At 60.2% G+C, this 20,719-nt stretch carries 24 protein-coding genes; 22 read left to right on the top strand and 2 right to left on the bottom strand.

What is annotated here, in order from left to right:
- Positions 1 to 258: 258 nt before the first annotated feature.
- The 4 genes from Hrr1229_RS16415 to Hrr1229_RS16400 all read left to right on the top strand — a co-directional run bounded on the left by Hrr1229_RS16415 (position 259) and on the right by Hrr1229_RS16400 (position 2,861).
- Positions 259 to 1,512 (top strand): hypothetical protein, encoded by a 1,254-nt coding sequence (locus Hrr1229_RS16415; RefSeq protein WP_123115087.1) that lies wholly within the window; start codon positions 259 to 261, stop codon positions 1,510 to 1,512.
- Between the two features lie 74 nt (positions 1,513 to 1,586).
- Positions 1,587 to 2,027 (top strand): hypothetical protein, encoded by a 441-nt coding sequence (locus tag Hrr1229_RS16410; protein WP_123115086.1) that lies wholly within the window; start codon positions 1,587 to 1,589, stop codon positions 2,025 to 2,027.
- A 220-nt stretch (positions 2,028 to 2,247) separates the two neighbouring features.
- Positions 2,248 to 2,538: a hypothetical protein gene (locus tag Hrr1229_RS16405; protein ID WP_049983725.1), complete on the top strand. Its 291-nt coding sequence runs from the start codon at positions 2,248 to 2,250 to the stop codon at positions 2,536 to 2,538.
- Positions 2,538 to 2,861 carry a hypothetical protein gene (locus Hrr1229_RS16400; protein ID WP_049983726.1) on the top strand — a complete coding sequence of 108 codons (324 nt, stop codon included), beginning with the start codon at positions 2,538 to 2,540 and terminating at the stop codon, positions 2,859 to 2,861. Before Hrr1229_RS16405 ends, Hrr1229_RS16400 begins: the two co-directional genes overlap by 1 nt.
- Before the next feature lie 165 nt (positions 2,862 to 3,026).
- Here the strand turns inward: Hrr1229_RS16400 and Hrr1229_RS16395 are convergent, their stop codons facing one another.
- Both Hrr1229_RS16395 and Hrr1229_RS16390 read right to left on the bottom strand, forming a co-directional pair.
- Positions 3,027 to 3,839, bottom strand: a complete 813-nt coding sequence (locus Hrr1229_RS16395) for a DUF6036 family nucleotidyltransferase (RefSeq protein ID WP_049983727.1) — start codon at positions 3,837 to 3,839, stop codon at positions 3,027 to 3,029.
- Positions 3,836 to 4,759 (bottom strand): winged helix-turn-helix domain-containing protein, encoded by a 924-nt coding sequence (locus Hrr1229_RS16390; protein ID WP_123115085.1) that lies wholly within the window; start codon positions 4,757 to 4,759, stop codon positions 3,836 to 3,838. Before Hrr1229_RS16390 ends, Hrr1229_RS16395 begins: the two co-directional genes overlap by 4 nt.
- A gap of 733 nt (positions 4,760 to 5,492) precedes the next feature.
- Between Hrr1229_RS16390 and Hrr1229_RS16385 the strand changes: the two genes are divergently transcribed.
- The 18 genes from Hrr1229_RS16385 (at position 5,493) to Hrr1229_RS16305 (ending at position 20,695) form a co-directional block, all read left to right on the top strand.
- Positions 5,493 to 6,389, top strand: a complete 897-nt coding sequence (locus Hrr1229_RS16385; protein ID WP_123115084.1) for a DNA-binding protein — start codon at positions 5,493 to 5,495, stop codon at positions 6,387 to 6,389.
- 225 nt (positions 6,390 to 6,614) lie between these two features.
- Positions 6,615 to 7,538, top strand: coding sequence for a transcription initiation factor IIB family protein (locus tag Hrr1229_RS16380; protein ID WP_123115083.1), 924 nt, complete (start codon positions 6,615 to 6,617; stop codon positions 7,536 to 7,538).
- Between the two features lie 100 nt (positions 7,539 to 7,638).
- On the top strand, positions 7,639 to 8,526 hold the full coding sequence (locus Hrr1229_RS16375; RefSeq protein WP_123115222.1) for a hypothetical protein: 888 nt from the start codon (positions 7,639 to 7,641) through the stop codon (positions 8,524 to 8,526).
- Between the two features lie 141 nt (positions 8,527 to 8,667).
- Positions 8,668 to 8,856, top strand: coding sequence for a hypothetical protein (locus Hrr1229_RS18290; RefSeq protein ID WP_049983731.1), 189 nt, complete (start codon positions 8,668 to 8,670; stop codon positions 8,854 to 8,856).
- Positions 8,857 to 8,962: 106 nt separating this feature from the next.
- The gene (locus Hrr1229_RS16370) at positions 8,963 to 9,343 is read left to right on the top strand and encodes a hypothetical protein (protein WP_058366987.1); all 381 of its coding nucleotides are present in this window, start codon (positions 8,963 to 8,965) and stop codon (positions 9,341 to 9,343) included.
- Between the two features lie 68 nt (positions 9,344 to 9,411).
- Positions 9,412 to 10,074, top strand: coding sequence for a DUF6735 family protein (locus Hrr1229_RS16365; protein WP_058366986.1), 663 nt, complete (start codon positions 9,412 to 9,414; stop codon positions 10,072 to 10,074).
- Between the two features lie 37 nt (positions 10,075 to 10,111).
- Entirely contained in the window at positions 10,112 to 10,396 is a 285-nt protein-coding gene (locus Hrr1229_RS16360) for a hypothetical protein (RefSeq protein WP_123115082.1), read from the top strand.
- 61 nt (positions 10,397 to 10,457) lie between these two features.
- Positions 10,458 to 11,204 (top strand): helix-turn-helix domain-containing protein, encoded by a 747-nt coding sequence (locus Hrr1229_RS16355; RefSeq protein ID WP_123115081.1) that lies wholly within the window; start codon positions 10,458 to 10,460, stop codon positions 11,202 to 11,204.
- 60 nt (positions 11,205 to 11,264) lie between these two features.
- Positions 11,265 to 13,637 carry a cation-translocating P-type ATPase gene (locus Hrr1229_RS16350; RefSeq protein WP_176329436.1) on the top strand — a complete coding sequence of 791 codons (2,373 nt, stop codon included), beginning with the start codon at positions 11,265 to 11,267 and terminating at the stop codon, positions 13,635 to 13,637.
- A gap of 122 nt (positions 13,638 to 13,759) precedes the next feature.
- The gene (locus Hrr1229_RS16345; protein ID WP_123115080.1) at positions 13,760 to 14,182 is read left to right on the top strand and encodes a hypothetical protein; all 423 of its coding nucleotides are present in this window, start codon (positions 13,760 to 13,762) and stop codon (positions 14,180 to 14,182) included.
- A 60-nt stretch (positions 14,183 to 14,242) separates the two neighbouring features.
- Complete coding sequence (locus Hrr1229_RS16340) at positions 14,243 to 15,049, top strand: hypothetical protein (protein ID WP_123115079.1); 807 nt, start codon at positions 14,243 to 14,245, stop codon at positions 15,047 to 15,049.
- Positions 15,046 to 15,552 carry a hypothetical protein gene (locus tag Hrr1229_RS16335; RefSeq protein ID WP_042661777.1) on the top strand — a complete coding sequence of 169 codons (507 nt, stop codon included), beginning with the start codon at positions 15,046 to 15,048 and terminating at the stop codon, positions 15,550 to 15,552. The genes Hrr1229_RS16340 and Hrr1229_RS16335 overlap by 4 nt, the downstream gene beginning before the upstream one ends.
- Complete coding sequence (locus tag Hrr1229_RS16330; RefSeq protein WP_121513365.1) at positions 15,552 to 16,487, top strand: hypothetical protein; 936 nt, start codon at positions 15,552 to 15,554, stop codon at positions 16,485 to 16,487. The genes Hrr1229_RS16335 and Hrr1229_RS16330 overlap by 1 nt, the downstream gene beginning before the upstream one ends.
- Entirely contained in the window at positions 16,480 to 18,516 is a 2,037-nt protein-coding gene (locus Hrr1229_RS16325) for an AAA family ATPase (RefSeq protein ID WP_123115078.1), read from the top strand. The genes Hrr1229_RS16330 and Hrr1229_RS16325 overlap by 8 nt, the downstream gene beginning before the upstream one ends.
- Positions 18,517 to 18,709: 193 nt before the next feature.
- Positions 18,710 to 19,201, top strand: coding sequence for a hypothetical protein (locus Hrr1229_RS16320; RefSeq protein WP_123115220.1), 492 nt, complete (start codon positions 18,710 to 18,712; stop codon positions 19,199 to 19,201).
- A 3-nt stretch (positions 19,202 to 19,204) separates the two neighbouring features.
- Positions 19,205 to 19,570 (top strand): hypothetical protein, encoded by a 366-nt coding sequence (locus Hrr1229_RS16315; RefSeq protein ID WP_123115077.1) that lies wholly within the window; start codon positions 19,205 to 19,207, stop codon positions 19,568 to 19,570.
- Positions 19,571 to 19,647: 77 nt separating this feature from the next.
- On the top strand, positions 19,648 to 20,043 hold the full coding sequence (locus Hrr1229_RS16310; protein ID WP_123115076.1) for a hypothetical protein: 396 nt from the start codon (positions 19,648 to 19,650) through the stop codon (positions 20,041 to 20,043).
- Positions 20,044 to 20,125: 82 nt separating this feature from the next.
- Complete coding sequence (locus Hrr1229_RS16305; protein WP_123115075.1) at positions 20,126 to 20,695, top strand: hypothetical protein; 570 nt, start codon at positions 20,126 to 20,128, stop codon at positions 20,693 to 20,695.
- The last annotated feature ends 24 nt before the right edge of the window (positions 20,696 to 20,719 follow it).

Here is a 20,719-nt window from a genome sequence, read left to right as displayed (position 1 = left end):
AACATCAAGTGAACATACGAAATCGCAGGACGGCGCTGCTGGTCAGGGGAAATTAAGAAAGGGTACTCCCGCCCGTATCAGCGGTCAGGGGAAAAACCACCAGACGGCGAAGCTGGTCAGGGGTATCACCGAGCGAAAACCAACTAGGATAGAACGGGGGGTCCCCGTTGGGACCAAGGGATTGGATCGAGGAGTAGAATTGAGTGAGTTCTGTGCTGGCTCAGAATTAGTGAGAGCCATGCAAGGTACTGTGAGAACATGAATAAGAATATCATCGACGAACCGGAGGAGATTCCGGAGACGCTACGCGAACGGGACCAGTGGGTGTGCTGGCGCGAAGAAGAGCGGGACGGCAAGCCGACGAAGATTCCGGTGACGCCGGGAGGTGGGGGGTTCGCGTCATCAACAGAGTCGGAGACCTGGGCGAGTTTCGAGACAGCGCTCGACTACACCGAGACGGCACACGCCGATGGCGTCGGGTTCGTGTTTACCGACGACGACCCCATCGTCGGCGTCGATCTGGACGACTGCCGCGACCCGGAAACCGGCGACGTCGACGACGCGGCACTAGACATCATCGAGCGCCTCGACTCCTATACGGAGGTGTCACCGTCCGGCACCGGCTATCACGTCCTCATCAGGGGCGAACTTCCCGACGGGCGGAACCGTCGCGGGAGCATCGAACTGTACGACACGGCACGCTTTTTCACCGTCACTGGCGATCACGTCGAGCGGACACCAACGTGCGTCGCACGTCGACAGGACGCGCTCAGAGCGATTCACCGTGAGTACGTTCAGGAGACAGAGCGTGACACGGCAGCAGAGCCCGAACAGCGTGGTAGCGCTGACGACGAGTCACCGACGACCGGTGCAGCCGGCGTTGACGTCGACCTCGAAGACGATGACCTCCTCGAGAAAGCGCGAAACGCATCGAACGGCGAGAAGTTCGAGCGGCTCTGGAACGGGAATACGGTCGGCTACGACAGTCAGTCCGAGGCCGACATGGCGCTGTGCTGTTTGCTGGCGTTCTGGACCGGTGGTGACCGGACCCAAATGGAGCAGCTGTTCCGCCAGTCGGGATTGATGCGAGAGAAGTGGGACGAGGTCCACTACGCTGATGGGTCGACGTATGGGGAGAAGACCATCGAGCGAGCAATTGCGACTACTTCGGAGTTCTACGACCCGGACGCCGGCGACGATACCGCAGATGATATCTCCGCCACATCGTCTCCAGACGTCGGCGCTGCTGACTCGGAGCGGAGTCGCGCGTATCTCGCCGAGAAGAATCAGATCTTGAGCGACCGCGTCGACGAACTCGAGGCGACACTCACGGAGAAAACCGAGCGCATCGACGCTCTCGAAGCGGAGGTCAAGCGACTCACTGACGAACTCGCCACCCGTGGCCAAGAGGAGGAGTGCCAGGGCGAGCACGCCGCTACTACGAGTGAGAACAGTAGTGAGTCAGAGTCATCCTCACTGTTGGGTCGGTTATTCGGCGGTCGCTCCAAGTAGCGTTGCGACCGCAGCGGCACGTCTGTCACCCCCGCCAGGGGGCGGTGGGGTACATCACGTGCCCCCGATAGACGATGGCTTCGGAACGTACGACCCAAACGCAGACGGTACAGCAAGCAGCAACCAACTCCGACGGGGAGGCTCCGTGGGCAGACCTCGAGGTGGCGATCCCGAACGACCGCGATCACGCGTCGCTCGTCGCGCTCGTGGAGTGTGCCCTAATCGAGCTGACGCACGAGCACGTGGGGGCAGTTGTCGTCACTCACCAGGTCCGGGGGACAAACCGCACGCAGTACGTCGCCGTCGACGACGTCAGCGAGCAGTTCCAAAAGCGGCACTTCGACGCCCGGCTGGGCTGGCACGAGACAACCGTTCCTCGGGAGATCGTTCGCGACGAACTCGTCACCCAGCTCACCCGGTCGGCAGCCTCACAAGCGGAACGCACACGAGAAGCAGCAGCCAGCGAGCCGGACACGTTCACCGTGAAGCCGGTTCAGGAACTCCGGACTCCATAGGCCACACTCTTAACCAACACTCGGGACCAGTTCTGTCGAAGTGTTGGTTAACGACGTTGCCAGAATTCATGCCCTCAACCCCCGCCCACCGCCCTATCCCTCCGCGACGTTGCCGTTTTCGAGTATCGCGACCCAGGGTCGGACTGACGCCCTCCGACTGGGCTGTTTATCGGCGCCGGGAGGCGTGCAACGCGCGAGAGCGTGCGCGGCGTGATTCACCATGGTTGGTCCCGATCCTCACGACGACACGAGTGCCGACCACGAACAGCTCGAAACCGAACTCCTCGCACAGGACCGTGACGCCGCGAGCGTCGCGACCGCGGACGTCGACGACGCAACGGCCCGCAGCCTAGTCGACGACCTCATCGACGCGGACGTCGTCACACCCGTTCCCGAGGATCGCGTTCTCGTTCACGAGCCGAGTGTTACTACCTTCGACTCGACGACGCAATTGGCCGTCTTCCACCGTGGCTGGACGGCCGGCCGCGACGCCGACGCGGAGGCGGAGTAATGCAGCAGACGCTTACAGGGTGTGCGTTCTGCGACGCTCCGCCCAGCACCGAGACTGGCGAGGCCCACACATGGGGGGAAGATGAGCGGGTCACCCACCCCATCTGCGTCGACTGCGCGATCCAGATGGAGCCGGACCCCAACGAGCGCGATCGCTACGCCTGCGATGGCTGTGGGCTCGTCGTCGACGCCCTCGCGGCGCTCACGCGCTTCCGTGTGGAACTCGGCCATCTCGAGGGGCCGCTGCAGCTGTGTGCGCGATGTAGTCCTGGCGGGCCCGCGACGTACTGGACGCACGACCTCGATGAGCATCTCGTTGAGTGAGACATATTGCCGACGCTTACACCGTTTCCATGGAGGACCTCGTTGACGAAGTCGACGTCGCGCTTGACCGCGACTAATGGGGAGTCTCCCTATCCATGGATAGGGAAAGTATCCAATAAGCCGCACCGCTTGGCATTACGCCATAGATTCCGGTATCCCTCGCCGTCAGATCGTCGTCGAAAGACGCTCGATGCGATCAGCGGTTTCCTTGACTGCGTCTTTCTCCTCGAGACGACTCACGATATCCTGTAATTCAACCGTGGTGTAATCGAGTTCCTGCTGGAGGGCAGGCATAGATTTCGGTTCGTCGAGGGCGTGAAGCACTTCGAGTTCCTCGTATACGCGCTCTGTAATCTCCGCGACCGGCTCATGCAGGGGTGTCCTCACGTTGTGTTGCTCGGTGAGATCGGCCAACGCCTCGTTCACGTATGTTACGAATAGCTCTTGATCCAAGAGGTCGATCTGCGCGGCGAGTTCTGCTTCGACGACGTCGAAATCGAGGTCAGTCTGCAGCAGCGAAAACATATCTTCGATATCGTCCACCCGTCCGGCGACCGCCTTGAATAGGAAGATGTCCTCTGGGCTCACGAGTTCGACCACCAAGTTGCTGGGGTTGAGGTACCGCTCGCTACGCTTCCGAATCCCGTCAGAAAGAACCAGTTTATCGATTACCTGCTGGTGAAAGATGTCGATTCGACACCCATCATCGTTCTCGAGGATTCGCTGAGCACCGAGCGCTTCGTATTCTTCGTCCGGTTCCCGAACGATATCGTAACCAAGTTCGAGCAGTACTGCTTGGAGCTGCCCGAGGTCATCACCGGATGCGACGATGAGATCGATATCCTTGGTAGTGGTCTTGAGATCCTGGAACGCCATTGCCCCACCGCCGATCAAGAAGACAGTGAGTGGGTCGTCTAGCTGCTCGCCGATGCGCTCGAGTTCCGACCGAATGTACGAACTGTCGAATCGCGCCCTCATGCTGACACCCCGTAGTCCGCAGCCAATTCTTGGAACTCTTCCCACTCGGGAAGTCGAGATGCCCGCTCCTCGCCACTCGTGTCGAGATACGTGAGCAAGTCCTCGACGAGATCGTCGACGCCGTACTTTGTGGCCTGGTCACGCAGTTCGTCACGGTCGACGTCAACGTGGCTGAGCAGGAGCAGACAGTATGACTGGGTACGTGCGCCCGAATCGATTACGAGCATATGACAGCACAGCATCGCCGGCGAGAGATCATTCATCGTCTCTGAATGGAAATAGTACCGACGGTCGCGGGCCAGAAGGGGCAGGTCGTAGGTCTGGAAACGCTCTGGCCCCGTCGAAAGGAAGTCCTCGGCGGTAATCTCATCTGCGGTCTGGACGAGGAACTCGTCGAGTGACTCCCAGAGAATCGTGTAGGTGTCGGTGTGTTGTTCGACGGTCTGGCGATGGTCGTGATGAACGAGTTCCCGAGCAAGCGTACTCAGTTGTTCGAATCCCTCGTTCAGCACATATGCATCCTCGTCAGTTTCGTAGATGATCCCTCGATGCTGAAGTGGATCGAGGGCGCGATAGACGGTACTTCTGTGAATGTTGGCCCGGCGCGCGAGCTCCATTACGACCCGCGGTGTTTCAAGATAGTAGAGAACGCGGAGCGTCGCACCCGACAACAGTTCAGGCCAGTCGATGTGCGAATACTCTTGGGTGATGTCTGCGAGGAGTTCGAGTGCTTTCGCGTCCGATGGCCGGATCTGCTTTGTTTTCCCTTGTCGACGCGTCTCGACGAGTCCGGTCGCTTCGAGACGATCGACAAGTTCAGACGTGTAGCTGAGACTGCGGTCCAGCTGGGTCGCAAATTCGGAGACTGTCTGCTCACCGTGAAGGACGGTAAGCGCGCGAACCTCGCCTTCGGTAAGCATCTGTTGCATAGATACGAACCGATATTTAAATAACTTCGCTATCTCGCAACAAGTATGACTGACTCAGCTGAAGTTGCTGGGTGAGCAACACGATGAAGGCCCTCGGCCGTTCACGGGCGGCGCGCCGCCCGTTAGCTCGGGAGAGCAGGCTCTCCCGGTGACCGAGACGGCCTCGCCCTTTCTGAGTCCGCCAGGACGGTGGATGGCTGGCCGAGCGACGTAGCCGGCTGGACAGGTGTGTTCGTACCGGCCCGCCCCGCTCGCCGCTGCCGCCCTCCGCGTCGCTCGCGACCGACCATTCCGGGCGTGCGGGCGCTCTCCGCACCGCCCGCGCCCGTTCCGGGCTAAAATGGATGTGCCCTCGGCGCCAGCGGGTATCCCCGTCGGTTGCGCCCCTTGCGGGCTTTCGCGTTCCAGCGCTTGGTGCCGCCTGCGCTGTCGCGCGCCACACCGCGGCGCGCGTTCTCGGCGACAGTCGCCCTGGACACGGACCCGCACATCGGGCCGGACACGAGCGGGCATATCCCGCTGGCCGCTCGCTCCGGGCGGGTCGGCGCGCGGTGCTGGTTGAGTGGCCTCCTCGGGCGCGCTCTCGCTCGCGCCCGGTAGGGCGCTCGCGAAGGCGCGAGCGAGAGCGCGCAGATGGTTCTGTCGGTCGTTATCGTCGAGGAAATCCGCGATGTTGAGGCATCGCGGTGTCGGGCGCTGAGCGCCTTCGGAGCTAGGTACTCCAATGTCAAGTAAGAACGTCTTCGGTAATGAGGTTTCGGTCGATGAACAGGCTTTCGAGAAACACGATGACGTCGAGGTCGACGAGGACGGATTCGAGGTCGTCGACGAGACCCCGGAGTTCCGGGCGACGGTCGACATGGAAGTCCAGGCGAAAGTCGATTCCAACCATCCAGACGCGCGGGTCGAGGAAGGCCCGGATCACATGTTCGGGAAGACCCTCGAACAGGAAGAGCGCATCAAGGCACGAGAGGCCGAGTTGGAACACATCAGTGCCCAGGCAGAACTCAGTCAGCAGGAGGGGCGTGCGAAGCGGACGCGAGACATCGCAGCGAAGCGAAGCGCTGAGCGGCGTGTGAAGTTCCAGAAGCGGGCAGCGAGCGTGAGTCCGATGGCTGAGCCGGAGCGAGACGATCCTCGTGCAGAGCTCACGCAGGAGCAGTTGGCGGCGGTGAACAAGCAGTCGATGCGACTGGCGGAGAAGCTGGATGGCTGGTCGCGAGCAGCGATTGGCCGGCGGTTGGGTGAAGCCGTCGTCGGTGGGAAAGACCTAACGAGTGCAGTCGTCGGGGTGTTCGAGGAGTTGCAGACGGCGCCTGGGACGGTGATCCCCATTGGGAAGCTCGAGGACGTCAATCGCAAAGAGGTGAGCATCGAGGGTCGAGTGGAAGTACTCTGGGATGCAGACTCGCCGGCCATCGCTCAAGTCGGGCTGATCGCAGACGACAGTGGAAAAACGAAGGTGACGATCTGGGAGAAATCAGATGCGCCGTGGATTGAAGAGGGCGAGCAGGTGCGTATTCACAAGGTAGCCCGGAACTGGTACGAGGGGCGCGTCTCACTGGCTGTCACTGGGTGGACCACCATTATGTTCCCTGAGCGCGGTCGGTGGTGGGAATAGCCGGTCGGCGCACCCCTTTTTTGCTGGTGTGTACGCGGTCACCGCCACCTCCCACCACCTCCACGGTCCGGGCTGCTCACGGCGCTCACGCGCCGTTTCGCGGCCGGGCTTTCGCCACCGCGGCCCATCAGTGTCAGCGCTGTTCCGTGTGGTGTGTATGTGCCCCCTGATGGGTGAGGGGCACTCCGAGAGACGCGATCCGCGTGAGTCCCCTCGTGAGTATCCATGGCAACCAGAGAGATCTACGAAACGACGTTCGACGAAGACGTCCAGACCGACTCGAATGCTACGCAGTGTCCCGAGTGTAACGGGCAAGTTACAACCAACGCGGTTGAAACCGTCTGCGAGGACTGTGGACTCGTCGTCGACGAGCAGCGGATCGACCACGGGCCAGAGTGGCGAGGGTTCGACGACGAACGAGAGCGCACGGGCGCTCCGTTGACGGCAGCACGACACGATCGAGGGTTGTCAACGGAGATCGGTCGCGGGGCCGATGCGAACGGGAACAGCCTCTCCGAACAGAAGCGACGCCGGCTGTTCCGGATGCGCCGTGAACAGACCCGTGGGCGGTTTCAGTCGAAAGCTGAACGCAACCTCGCACACGGGCTTAGTGAAGTCCGCCGGATCAGTAGTACGCTCGAACTATCCGAGACGATCCGTGACCAGGCCTGCCAGCTCTTCCGCAGCGCTCAGAACGAGGAACTCCTGCAGGGCCGGTCGATTGAGGCGATGGCCGCCGCGAGTGTCTACGGAGCGTGTCGGTGTAACGGGCGACCACGAACGCTCGACGACATCACCGAGTCGGCGCGCGTCGAGCAATCGCGGGTGACGAACGCATACACGACGCTGAATACAGAACTCGGCCTACCAGCCCAACCCGTGACGCCCAGTGCGTTCGTCCCGCGGTTGGCGTCGGAGCTCGACGTCTCCGATCAAATCCGGCAGCGGGCTCGGCAGCTGGCGGAAGCATCCGAATCGACCGGAGCAACCACGGGGGTTCGGCCATCCGGGTTCGCCGCAGCCTGTCTGTACAAAGCCGGACGCGAAGACGGGCGGTGGCTCACCCAGTCGGACATCGCTGACGTTGCGAACGTCTCAGTGGTCACCGTGCGGACCCACCGCGACGCGCTGGACGAACTGGCTGTCTAAGGCCCACACTGCTGATTTTCGGTTGTATGTCTGTAGGCTGATTGATGTGAGAGCCATTGTTTAAACCCGAAGACGAAGCATGATACGGCCAGATCACTCTATGACCGACCAGTACGCCGACTACGAAGCCCTCCGACCGCTCGGCGAAGCGACCCACGTTCCCGACGATCAACTCGCCAGTAGTAGTGGTGAGCCCCGGCGGCAGCGCTCCGGTGGCGTCGACGCGGGCTATCCAGACGGCCCGACAGCAGATGCGACCGAGTGCGCTTCCTGTGGAGCGTCGATCCCCGCTGGCCAGTCGAAGTGCCGGTTTTGTCTCACGAACCATCTCGAAGCAGCCGATGATCAGGACACATCGACTGCCGAACGGACTCTCATCCACGTCATCCAGCTGCTCGTCGAGGCGTCGACGTTCTACGGCGCCGTCGGGAAGGGATCTGCTGCGGCTACCCTCCTCGTGAAGGCAGACGATGACCCAGTAGTCGATGACTGCAAGCTAATCTACGATCTCGACGAGGAACCGGCCCCACAGCTTGTCGATCAGTGGCCCTCGCTCCCCTCGGCGACACGGGTCACGTCTGAATGTGGTAATCAGCTGCTCGCGGTTGCTCGTGAGCGGACGGCGTGGACAGAGACGACGCAGTCCTGTCACGACGGCGAGCACGCGACGTTTCTCTACGACGAAACTGGGAGCGCGGTTCGCACCGAAGAGGGGCTTGCAAGCCTTCGTGAGGACGCAGACGACGACTTCTGGCTGGTGCCAGCGATTGCGCTCCAGGAATCCGTTGACAAGACCGATACCGAACAGCCACGACGCGAGCGCCCAAACAGGACTCACCTCGAGTGTCGGGAATGTGATCGGGAGACTAAGCATCGATTCCGCGAATTCGAGGCTGTCCCCGATGATGAGTGGACCGGGCAGCCCATGTGGGAGTGTCAGCGGTGCGGGACACCTCGCTATGGACCCGAACCAGAAGCCGATCAATAGAGGCGGAGTCAGTTTAACCAACGGACCTGATATCGACTCGTTCTGTTGGTTAACTAGAGGTCAGTTCGTGATCACTCCCAGACTGCCCCGCTGACTGCCCGCCGGTGTTTTTTCGCGCCGGAAATTGGCGGAGGCGCACACATGGACCCACGAGACACCCCCGGCTATCGACTCCACCGCGCGCTCAGTAGCCTCACCAGTATCGACAGCGACCAATTGGAGCCCGCTGATCAAGAGCGAATTAGCACCGCGACGACGCTCCTCGAGCAGGTGGATGTTCTCACCCAACCGAATACGACGAGGGACGGTGACGTCAACAGAGAATCCTGACAGCTCGATGCATCGGCAGCGCAACGTCATGTGGCCGTCACAGCGTGAGCAGTTGCTCGCCCCCTGAAGGGGTGCGGGGGCGCGAGACAGCTCCCGAGAACAACCGATGGCAACTCTCCAAGCCGCAACGACATCGACCGGCGCGCTCGTAACAGACCCACAGGCCGTCCGCCAGCTCTGTGAGAACCACTGCTTCGGGACGCTCAACTGGGAGGTGGACGACGACGGCGAACTGATCATCTGGGGCTACGATAGCTTCGAAGTGTACGAGGCCCGTGAGAACGGGCTTCCTGACTACGACGGTGGCATCGTCACCCACGAGTTCCTCCGGTCGCTCGCGGAGTATCTCGAACCGGACGAAGAATTCGACATCCAGACAGCCGGATTTACCAAATGCCGATTTCCCGTGCTGGCGAAACGGTACGTCGTCCGCGACGGTGAGGTGCTGTACGCGGACCTCAGTTCCCCCGACCCGATCGACGAGTAGCGTTGTTCGTCCCCCGGGAGGGGTGCGGGGCGATCCAGTCGTGGATCGTTCTGCGAGGTGATTGTTCAATGGGCCACCGCGCACTTGTTGCGTACGAACGAACCGACGGACAGTACACGCTCCATTACTCTCATTGGGGTGCATCAAATCTGAAGCTCAAGCACCGAATCTCGGCTGAGTCGCCGTTCGGTGGCGAAGACACCGACTCCAAGTGGGCGAAACAGCTGCTGGCGGAGTTAGCCGATGGCCTCGAGGCAGATGCCGTCGACGGCTACCTCGCCGGCGAAGACCGACCGTCGACGGTCGTCGAGCCGAAGCCTCGCGCCACCGGGCTCACGCTCGAGGAGATTATCGCTGACCATCTCGACTACCTCCACCATGAGGCGTTTTACGTGGTGTCGACGACGTTCGAGGTGACCGCCTATCGGACGCTGTGGTTCGGGCTCCAGTACGACTCGGAGACGGTCGAACAGGGAGAGACCGTCGGGAACGGCGCGCTCGCGACGGTGCGTTGGTACGACGGCAAGCCGGTCGGCGACGGCCATCTGAAGGGACAGTTCCGGGCACTGAAAGACGTCGTTGGCGACATGCTCGACAAGGGCGTCTTCACGCCGTCAACGGCGAGACAGTATCTGAAACGGAAGCTCGCTGAGCGGGTCGGAGACCGACAGGAGCTGCTCATTCCGACCGGAGAATCACCCTTCGAGACAGCGAGTCTCGGCAAGTCGTAACACCAATCCCTTAGTGGATATCGGGGGACGTCCAAGTATGTCAAATCAGTCTGAAGATGACGTTCGTGTTTGGCTTGTCGAACGGACGTACTCCGATGACGAACAGAACCTGATCATCCTCACCTACGCAACGCCCGATGGCGAACAGTACTATCGGAAGGAGCGGGCGCTAACCTCATTTACCGATGTCCGAGATACGACGGCAGCAGTCGATGCTGAACTCGACAATCTTGGCATGGTCGATGACCCAGACCTCCAGGAACAATACGCGGCCGAAGCGCAGCGAATGCAGGAGGTCCACGACCCGGACGACGTGATCTGATACCCGCCAGTAGACATCACCCCGGACCATGGGTTATGTCGTAGGAGGCCGTACACAGGATATGCGCGAACTCATCTTCGCACTCGAATACGAGCCGGGCTGTAACCGGGTGGCTGACGCTCTCGCCGACCACTCCGACGCCCGCGTCCGCTCGCTCTCGCTGCACGCCACTGCCGAACGTCTCTGGCGGGTCGACCATGCTACCGGAACTCCTGAGGCGCTCGACGCTATCGAGGACGCCTTTCTCACCGGCGACTACTACGCCGACTGTCTGGCGACTGAGGATTGCGGCGCCACACAGACCACCCGCGTCCTCGACCGCACGGACGACGCGCTCATCCTCTACTCAGATTGGGAGCGCACTCCGACCTGCGCCTCAGTCCCCCACATCGCTCGCGACCACCTCGGCGACGGCGTGCTGTTCGAGACTCGTCACGAGGGCCGCCACTACACGTGGCGACTCATCCACTCCGGCGATGGCGACGTGGCGGCGTTCTTCGACGCTCTCAAAGTCGCCGTCGGGGAGTGCGCCCAGATGGAGATGCTCCGCACAGCGGACACAACATCAGCTAGGGGAAGCGACGGAACACCGAGTGGATTGCCTCCAGCCCAAGAGGCTGCTCTCCAGGCCGCCGTCGAACACGGCTATTACGAGTCGCCCCGCGAGGTTGACGTCGGCAAGCTCGCCGAGCATCTCGACGTGCCGCGGTCAACACTCACCTACCGACTCCGTCGGGCGGAAGAACATTTGGCGAAGCAACATGTCGCCGGGGAGCGGGTCACGGAAGAACAGCTGGCATCGTACTGAGGGCCGCAGTTGGAATATTCCAACAAAGACATATCGAACTCCCGCTCCTACCGTGACGTGATGACAGAGAATCCGGACGCAGCAGGAGGAACGAGCGGCGGCGGACAGCGACGTGAGCTGACCGCCCGCCTCGCCGTTCCCGAGATGGACTGTCCCTCTTGCGCCCAAAAGGTGGACAAGAGCCTCCAGCGTGTCGACGGCATTACTGACGCCACGCTCCAGCCGACCACCGGCACGGCCAACGTCACGTACGACCCTGATCGGACTAGCGAAGCCGACGTAATCAAGGCGATTGAAGGCGCCGGCTACGAGGTCGTCGGAGGCTCGGACGCCGAGGGCGATGATGAGGACAACCAGGCGACCGATGGCGTCGACATCGCGCCACCATCGGAGGTCTGGACGAGTCCTCGCGCGAAGAAGACGTGGCTCGGCGCGGCGTTCGTCACGCTCGGCCTCCTCTTCGAGTTCCTCCTCACCGGACAGAACGTCACGGTGGCGAGCGTCCTCGAGTACCCGCTCCACATCGCAGATGTCCTGTTCCTCGGCGCCGTCGCCGCCAGCGGCATCCCCGTCGTCCGTAGCGGGTACTACTCCGCGAAGAACCGAAGCCTCGACATCGACCTGCTGATGGGGACGGCGATCATCGCGGCGACCGGTATCGGCTACTTCGTCGAGGCCGCCACGCTGGCCGTCCTATTCAGCATCGCCGAGCTGCTCGAGGACTACGCGATGGACAGGGCACGGGACTCCCTGCGCGAGCTGATGGAACTCTCGCCCGACGAGGCGACCGTCCTTCGCGATGGTGAGGAAGTGACCGTTCCCGCCGAGGAGGTCGACGTTGGCGAGACCGTCGTCGTCCGCCCCGGCGACAAGATTCCGCTCGACGGAACGGTCATCGACGGCGAGAGTGCAGTCGACCAGTCGCCGATCACGGGCGAGAGCGTCCCCGTCGACAAGACTGCCGGCGACGAGGTCTACGCCGGCGCGATCAGCGAAGAGGGGTACCTCGAGGTAGAGGTCACCTCGACCGCTGGCGATTCGACGCTCTCGCGCATCATCGAGATGGTACAGGGCGCACAGGCGAAGAAGACCGAGTCTGAGCAGTTCGTCGACCGCTTCTCCGGCTACTACACACCCCTCGTCGTCGTGCTGGCAATCCTGACCGCCGCTATCCCGCCGCTGGTTATCGCCGACCCCATCTCGGTGGACGTGGCCGGGTACGGGTTCACTTTCGCCGGCGACTGGCAGACCTGGTTCATCCGCGGGCTCACCCTGCTGGTAATCGCCTGCCCCTGTGCGTTCGTCATCTCCACACCCGTCTCGGTGGTGTCGGGCATCACCAGCGCCGCGAAGAACGGCGTCCTGATCAAGGGCGGCAACTACCTCGAAGCGATGGGCGAAGTCGATGCCGTCGCGCTCGACAAGACGGGGACGCTCACGAAGGGCGAACTCGCCGTCACCGATGTCGTCCCGGTCGGCGACACCACGGAGGCCGATCTGCTCCGTCGCGCCGCCGGGCTGGAGCGGCGCAGTGAGCATCCCATCGCTACGGCGATTCTCGCCCGCGCTGAGGAGGCGGGCGTGGGCGACCTGCCCGACTCGACTGGCTTCGAGAGCCTCACGGGGAAGGGCATCCGGGGCGAAATCGACGGCGAGACGTACTATGCGGGCAAGCCCGCGCTCTTCGAGGAGCTGGGCTTCGACCTCGCTCGAGCACGCCGCGAGACGGACGGCGGCGTCGTGGCGGAAGAGGCGGCCGAGGCCGACAACGGAGCGTTCGCCGAGGACGCGCTCGCCGCACTGGAGCGGGAGGGCAAGACGGTCGTTATCGTCGGGACGGAGTCGGAACTGCTGGGTGCGATCGCCATCGCCGACGAGGTACGCCCGGCCTCGAAGCGTGCCGTCGAACGCCTGCACGAGCTGGGCGTCGAGCGCGTAGTGATGCTGACCGGTGACAACGAGGGCACCGCCCGCGCCATCGCCGAGCAGGTCGGTGTCGATGAGTATCGCGCCGAACTCCTGCCCGACGAGAAGGTCGACGCTGTCGAGGAGTTACAGGCGGAGTACGGGGAGGTCGCGATGGTCGGCGACGGCATCAATGACGCGCCCGCGCTCGCCACTGCGGAGGTCGGCATCGCGATGGGCGCGGCGGGCACCGACACCGCCCTCGAGACGGCCGATATTGCGTTGATGGGCGACGACATCGAGAAGCTCCCGTACTTGTACGACCTGTCGCATACGGCCAACGGCGTGATCCGGCAGAACATCTGGGCGAGCCTCGGCGTGAAGCTCCTGCTCGCGCTGGGCGTGCCGCTGGGCCTGGTCAGCGTTGCGCTGGCAGTCGTTGTCGGTGATATGGGGATGAGCCTCGGCGTCACCGGGAACGCGATGCGGTTGTCACGAATCGAGCCCGATCGAATCATCGACGCCTGATTCTGCGGCGGGAAGTGCGGGCAGGACGCTCTTCTTTCGGGACTTACCTCCGCTACATCGAGACAAGTTGTGGTTTGTCTGGGGCAGAAAGGACTGAGCCCCCACTGTGGGCTCGTGATTTGATGCCCGAGAATCCAGACGACGATCCATTCCACGATTGCGAGTTAGGCCCCGACGCAGTCCTCGGGACACGCACCTTCCACGATGTCCTGTTCACCAACGATACCGAGACGCCGGTAAACGTGCTAACCGGCGAGACGCCCGCACATTCGCAGGCGACCGTCGAGGAAGCGAAGGCGTTCGCTGCGAGTATCGACACGGACACACCACAAATCGCGCTCCCGGCCTCTGTCGAGACGCAGGTCGAGACCCAGAGCAAGCCCTACACCTCAGCTGCGTTCTTCCACTTCAAGGCGACGGAGTCACTCGAACGGCACCGTGCCTACCACGCCGCGTACGACTCGGATGCGTTCACCGTCGACTTCGAGGCCGACTACGCGTCGGGCGATCTAACCATCACAGTCGAACGAGTGGAGGAGGCCTGAGAAAGGAAACTCTGGGGCAGGTCCACTTTTTTATATGCCAGGTGCATCCATGGAATCCATATGGAGGCTCAGCGGACAATCCAACGCCTCATCGATCACATAACATTCGGTCACGGGATCCATCTGTTCCTTCAAGTTCTTCTCCTTGAATTCGCCTCCGTCTTTCTTACCTTCCAGTTCTCCAGCTCCCTCCTCCTCCAAATATCAAACCCCAATTTCTTCATTGGCGTCTACGCCGCTACTTCTGTCATCTTCCTTGGCATCCTCATCATGTTCACAGCCAAAATGAGGAAACGCACCTTTTCCCCACCACTCCAACAAGTACGTCGCCTCACCATTTCCATCCTTGGCTACATCGCCGCATCAGGCGTTGTCATCACATTTGGCTACCTCCTCCTCATTCTCGCCACAACCGGTAGAACTGGTATCGACCGTCTGGATTACGTCTTCTCCGTAATGCTCACTACCCTATTCGCCGCCTTACTCGCCGTCGGGTACCACGCACGGGTCGTTGACAAACAACCCGACCGCGAGACTATCACTGGGACAGTCACAGCGTGGCAAGACTCCCTCGCATGGGTCAACGAGGACGATCGTAGCCACGCCAAGCAAGACGCATATGATGAATTCACTGATCGGATGAACGATTTATCAGAACTGTTATCGAACGCAAAGACGGTTCACGGGAGACAGCTACGACGTGATTTCGAGGCATGGAGAGACGATTTTGAGACGCACAGTGAACTGTCGAAGGAAACCATTATCAAAGGACAAGGAGAGAACAAGAATGAACGTTTGGAGCAGGAGCATCAAAAACTGGAATCGATCCAACGAAGGCTCCGGATTATCGCTGGAGAACAGAAATGATTACCCGGTATAACTCGCCACAAGATGCCGTCCCGCACGAAGAAAATCTACTGATTCTCACCAAGAGCGGCGGCTGCTACGGCCAAGACTTCACCGACATCGTGCAGGAGATCCGGGACGGAATCCACGGCGACAAGCTCCTGATCCAGGAATACTTCCACTCACTAGACAACCTTGTAGACCGAGACAAATTGATTCAGAACAGCGTCTGGATCATCCATTGGCAGGAATGCCTTGAAAACGAACCGTATCCTCATCTCAAGCACTATCTTGAGACGCGGAGTTACCCAAATGAAGGCGAGATTATTCTCTGCGTCAACGGATCTGACAAGGCGGAAACGGTTGGATCTCGCTATCCGCGAGTTTCCGTCGCTCCATCAAAGGAATACCTCGTGGCGTACGCGCTGGGCCACCTGAACACGGCGAATCCGGCCTGTTCAGGTGGGACGAAAAAGGTGATCGAGTGGAACAACGAGGTTTGTGATGAATTGGGGGTGCCCTGATGCCGAACGAATGGAAAGTCCTCGAACGCGCAGTTGACCGGTTCGAATTGGATCCCGAGCAACGGCAGGAATACGTCCGGACCATCACCGAAGTCTACGGCGAGGCCATGGCGACTAGGAGCGAGTTTGAGGAATTCGGAGAGGAGTACTACTCGTTCCTGAATCGAGAGGTGTTCTCGGACGACCGCGTCATCTCAACCCTCAGCAGTTTCGGGCTCTCGGAGGAGCAACTGGCTGCATTCCACGACGGGACGGTCGCCAGCGACGAATTGGTGAAAACGTGGAACGAGCTCCGGTTCCGGATTGACGAGCTCATTGACTTCGCAATGCTACTGAAGCTGGTGAAGGATTACGGCGACCGGTCCGACACTGGAATGATTGAATCGCGGTACCGCCTACAGAAGCTGGTCTACCTCGTGAACCGTAGGATCGCGCAACAAGATGACTACGCTGCCATCGGAGAATTAGAAGGCGATCTCGGAATGCTTGACCGTACTGGATACCGTTACCGCTTCACGAAACGTAGCTCCGGCCCCTTCTCGTCCGACGTCTACGAAGATAAGAACCGCTTGTTCGCCTGGCAACTAATTGAGGAACCTGTTATCGGTCAGAAGGGGACGGGGGAGGTCGGAGAACACGAACGCCGCTATGGTGTCGAATTAGCGCCTGCGGGCGAAATCATGGTGAACGAGTTCTACGACCGGATCGAACACGCCGATAGTATGATGCTCTCATCTTGGAACTATGCCCAGCAAACGGTAATCGACGAAATCGCCCACATGACGCATGATGACTTTGTTCAATATATTAGTGAGGGGGACCGTCTCCAGAAGGCCTCCACTGGAGCAGAACTCCTCGTCGGCCCGCGGAGAAAATTCAAAGCGAACGAAATCGAGTTCTTAGACGAGTTAACGGGGGAGTTCGCACATGCCTGAGCGTGAGGAGATCATTGTGAGTATCATTGAGGCGTTGGAGGCAGAGGACATGGAGCCGGATCAGATTGACGAGTGCCGCCAGCTGCTCGAAGCGAACTACCACGAACCGGAGTTTCCCGTTGATAGGGTAACGATACGGCGGATTCGAGCGCAACAGTTCCGAAATCTGGATGACCGGGTGGTCCGGCTAGATGACACTGATACAGCTCTCTACGGCCCAAATGATCAGGGAAAGACTGCGATCCTTGAGGCAATTCGGTTTAACCTGTTCGGCCGTCAGGAAAAACAACGAATTACACTGACCGATCCGATCCAGTCCGAGCAGGATTCGCTAGAAACAACCGGGAATTGGTCGGTCGATACGAACCACTATTTGGTTCAACGGCTTTTAAACCGGGACGGCCGCGGGTATTCAGGTGACGATCGGCCAAAGCTGAATACAGATCCATCGTCGGAGGATGACATCCCCTTCCAAGCCCGGAACACACAGCAGGATGTTTCCGAGGCGTTCGGTATCTGGCCGGTTGAATCCCGGGAGTTTGGTCGGTACAACATTTTCTCATTGTTCTGCTTGATGGCGCCAGAGTACAAGAAGTTCCTCCGCTGGCAGGACAAAGAGGATTTCATTGACCTTCTGTTCGGCATTAACCTAGCCGCTGCGATCAACCAGAGCAAGAAACGGCGATCTGAGAAGTATGAGCTGACCGAAGAAGAAGAAACAGCCGCAGAAGAGCTTAAAATCGCCCAGAGCCGAGAGAAGAAATTGGCGGAACGGCTGGCCGAATTGCAGGAGAACAAGAAGGAGATTGAAACAAAATTAGCGGATCGTCGAGCGGAACTTCGCTCTATCAATGAAACGCTAGAACAGGATAATGAGCTGGAACAGCTGGAGTCAGAGAAGCTGCGGCTGCAACGGCAAATAAACAACTTGGAGTCCGAAAAACGGGAGACACGCGGTGATTTGCGGGAAACCCGGCTGAGTATCGAGCGATATGAGGAGATGGAGATGGGGGAAGAGGTTCATTCAACAGCTCAGGACCTGCAGGAGATGATGAGCATCCCGGAACGGTGCCCAATCTGTACAAACGATGTCGATGATTCGCAACGCCGCCGGCTGTTGAATGATGGAGATTGTCCGCTGTGTCGTAAGGAGGTCCCAGACAAGAGGATTGAAACGGCCACCGAGCGGGACGTACGTGAATCGGCCATGGAACGCGAAGAGGTGGAAGAGCAACTGACCGAGCTGCGATCCCGGGAACGAAAACTCGAGGGGGAACTAGATCTTCTTGAGTCACGGATCCAAGATCATCAGGAACAGCTGGAAACGATAGAATCACAGATCGCGGAGAGCGATGTCACCCAGTTAATCGACCGACGGGATGAATTGGAAACACAAATATCTTCGCTGGAGCGGGATGCGACATCGGTCCAAGTGGAGATCAATGCCAAGGAGGACGAACTTGACGACACTACTGAACGTATTGAAGATTTAGAAGGGGCGTACGAACGCCGCCGTGAGAAGGTGGAGAAACGACAAGCGTTGCAAACTTTCGAGCGGATCGTTCGTCGGCATATTGAGGAAGAGCGAACTGATCTCAAGAACAACTTACGGGAGGAAATGAATGACCTTCTCTCCTACTTCGAACACGGTCGGTTTGCCGATGCCCAGAATGTTGTGTTCAATCCACAGGGGGGCTACGATTTCACCGTCGTGATCGAGGACGGGAATGATGTCCCGTCCGATCGGCATAACGAGTACTCGAACGAGGGGAAGATTCTGGCCTTACTGTTCCATACGGCCGTCTTGAAGCAGCTGGCAGAGCAGTCGAACACGCTGCCAATCCGGATGTTCATATTTGACTCTCCATATTTCGATATCCCGGACACAGGAAATGCACCCGATATTACAAACTTTGTATTGGCGTTGCCAGAAGAATTGCCGGAGTATCAGGTGATTGTGACGGTGACAGATTCAGCGTTATCGGATCGTTCAGCGCTGAATGAGAAATATCAGATTGAGGATTTCTGACTTAGACCACCGTTCATAGGGATTTAACAGCCAAAACAAAGGTAGCAATCTGGGAGCAGTCCATCCGTTGAGCGTGCGGAAAATTCTGAAACGCACGTAGTTCGAGATGGGTTTTTCGAGCGCCGGCGATGGGTGCCGGCGCAGCAGGAGCGAGCAACGACTCCCGGTGCGTCGGCGCTTCGAGGTGTTCGAGATGCACATGGTGATTTACGCTCTGGTAGAAGAATCGACCCACGACGACGCACTGGCCACCGGAAAGACGGTGTTCAACCGCCTAGTCGGCGCCGACCCACATGCCGGCGCCGTCTTCGACTACCACGTGACTTTCGATGAGGAAGACACGTCCGTTGCGGGGAAGGCCCGCTGGGATGAGTTGCCGACTGCAGCCCCCGTCGACTCCGATGACGGCCAAGACCTGCTTGAGCGTGGCTGGGAGGCGACGAAAGAGGAGTTCGAGCGCAACCTCGACCGGGTGAGGGAAGCACTTGACGAACTTTCCGATGAGGAGATCATGCGCGACGAAGATCTCGCTCGGCACGCCTTCCACCAGGTCGGCGCCTACGACGGGCCAACGATCTTCCTGTACAACGAATATGCGAACGGGATCCGTCACCGTGAGCAGCTGGATCGAGTGCTGGAGGAGAGCGAGGAGCTCTGGATCGTGCCCGCCGACGTCCACTTCTAACAGATGGGTCGAATCACAAATTGGAAGCGCGAGAGCCGCACGCCCACACTCGCATACCGGAATACCGAGACCGGCGCTCGGGCGGTCTTACACCGAGCACCAGATTCGTACCGCTACAAGTGGCGTGGCGCAATCCTCGTCGACGGCTACCCAGTGTGGTCACGGGGGTACGAGACGAAGGACGCGAAATCGTTCCGTGACGAGCTCCGTGACCGGCCAGCGCCCGAACTGAGGTGTCCCGAGTGTCCGAACAGCGACGTGGCAATCGGTGGAAAAACGGCTGACGGCGCGAAGGTTCAGCGCTGGTTCGAGTGTCGGAGCTGTGGGTACGAAGCATCCTCGAGAATCGTGTACGGCGCCGAGCGCTGATTGATTGGAACGTATCTGCGGTGACGTTTATTTTGGGCCGGGATGGGTGGCCCGTCTCAATCGGGCCAGATCCACAGATGAGTCTGGAAGGCATCGACCGTCACAGCGAAGCACTGTTCGAGTTCCTCTGGTGCCCCGTCTGCGGGCACGAGGTATTCAGTCACATTCCCTTTGAGGGGGTGTTCTGCAAGAATTGCAATACGCAGGTCAAACTGCAAGAGTCACGGGAGACACGCGGCTACGAGGAGGCCGTCCTCGCCTGCTTCGACACCCACTCGACGTGGAACCTCCACGTCGACGAGAAGCTCCGTCGCGACCTGCCTGACGGCTCGGCACGGGTGAAAATCCTCGGTGCACCGGGGGCCTACAAAACCGACTGGTGGAGTCCAGCACCTGGGGAGGATTGGGAGCCGGTCGAGCGTGGTGAATTCGACGACATGGAGGAACCAGACGAGGTGTCACATCTCGCGTAGCGGATTGCAATCCCGCTACGACTGTGTGGTGTTGTTTCAGCGCCGGCGATGGGTGCCGGCGCACACGCGCCGGCGAGTACCGATGTCGACACGGAGCCAACTCCGATTCGTCCAACGAGTCGAACAGACCGGTGAGACAGATGGCAGCGCCGACCGCGTCGCGCAGGTGTACCGGCATTCGGACGGCTACCCGGGGAGCGTCCTCCGGGAGCTCGTACAGCTGAAAGAGCTTCTCGATGCGACCCGCGCAGAGCGGGGACCGGGCTACACGGCGGCGACGTTCGTGTTCCTCGACAAGCTCTCGACGGTCGACCTCTATCTGGATGGCGACCCAGAGCGAACGATCGACGCGGCTCAGCCAGCGGATCTCCTTGAGCCGTCCAATATGGAGCACTTGGACCAGCCGCTGTTCCTGCTGGGCCACGGCGTCGAGAATCCGGCCGACGGCATCCACGGCGACGAGGAATACCTCTACGTCGTGGAACTCCCGACAGAGAACCCGTTCGACGAGCCGACCGAGTGGACCGTCAAAGTGAGCGGTCACTCCGCGTTCCCCCGCTGGGACGGTCCGACCGACGAGGCCTTCGAGCGGGCGAGCTGGCAGTTCCACGGGTCGCTCGAGGATGCACTCACAAACCTGGTTACTGGATAGCTAGTTCGTCAACCTAAATCCAGA

This window comes from Halorubrum sp. CBA1229 (assembly GCF_003721435.2).
In the GTDB taxonomy this organism is placed as follows: Archaea; Halobacteriota; Halobacteria; order Halobacteriales; family Haloferacaceae; genus Halorubrum.
This window is presented reverse-complemented; position numbering and strand designations above follow the sequence as displayed.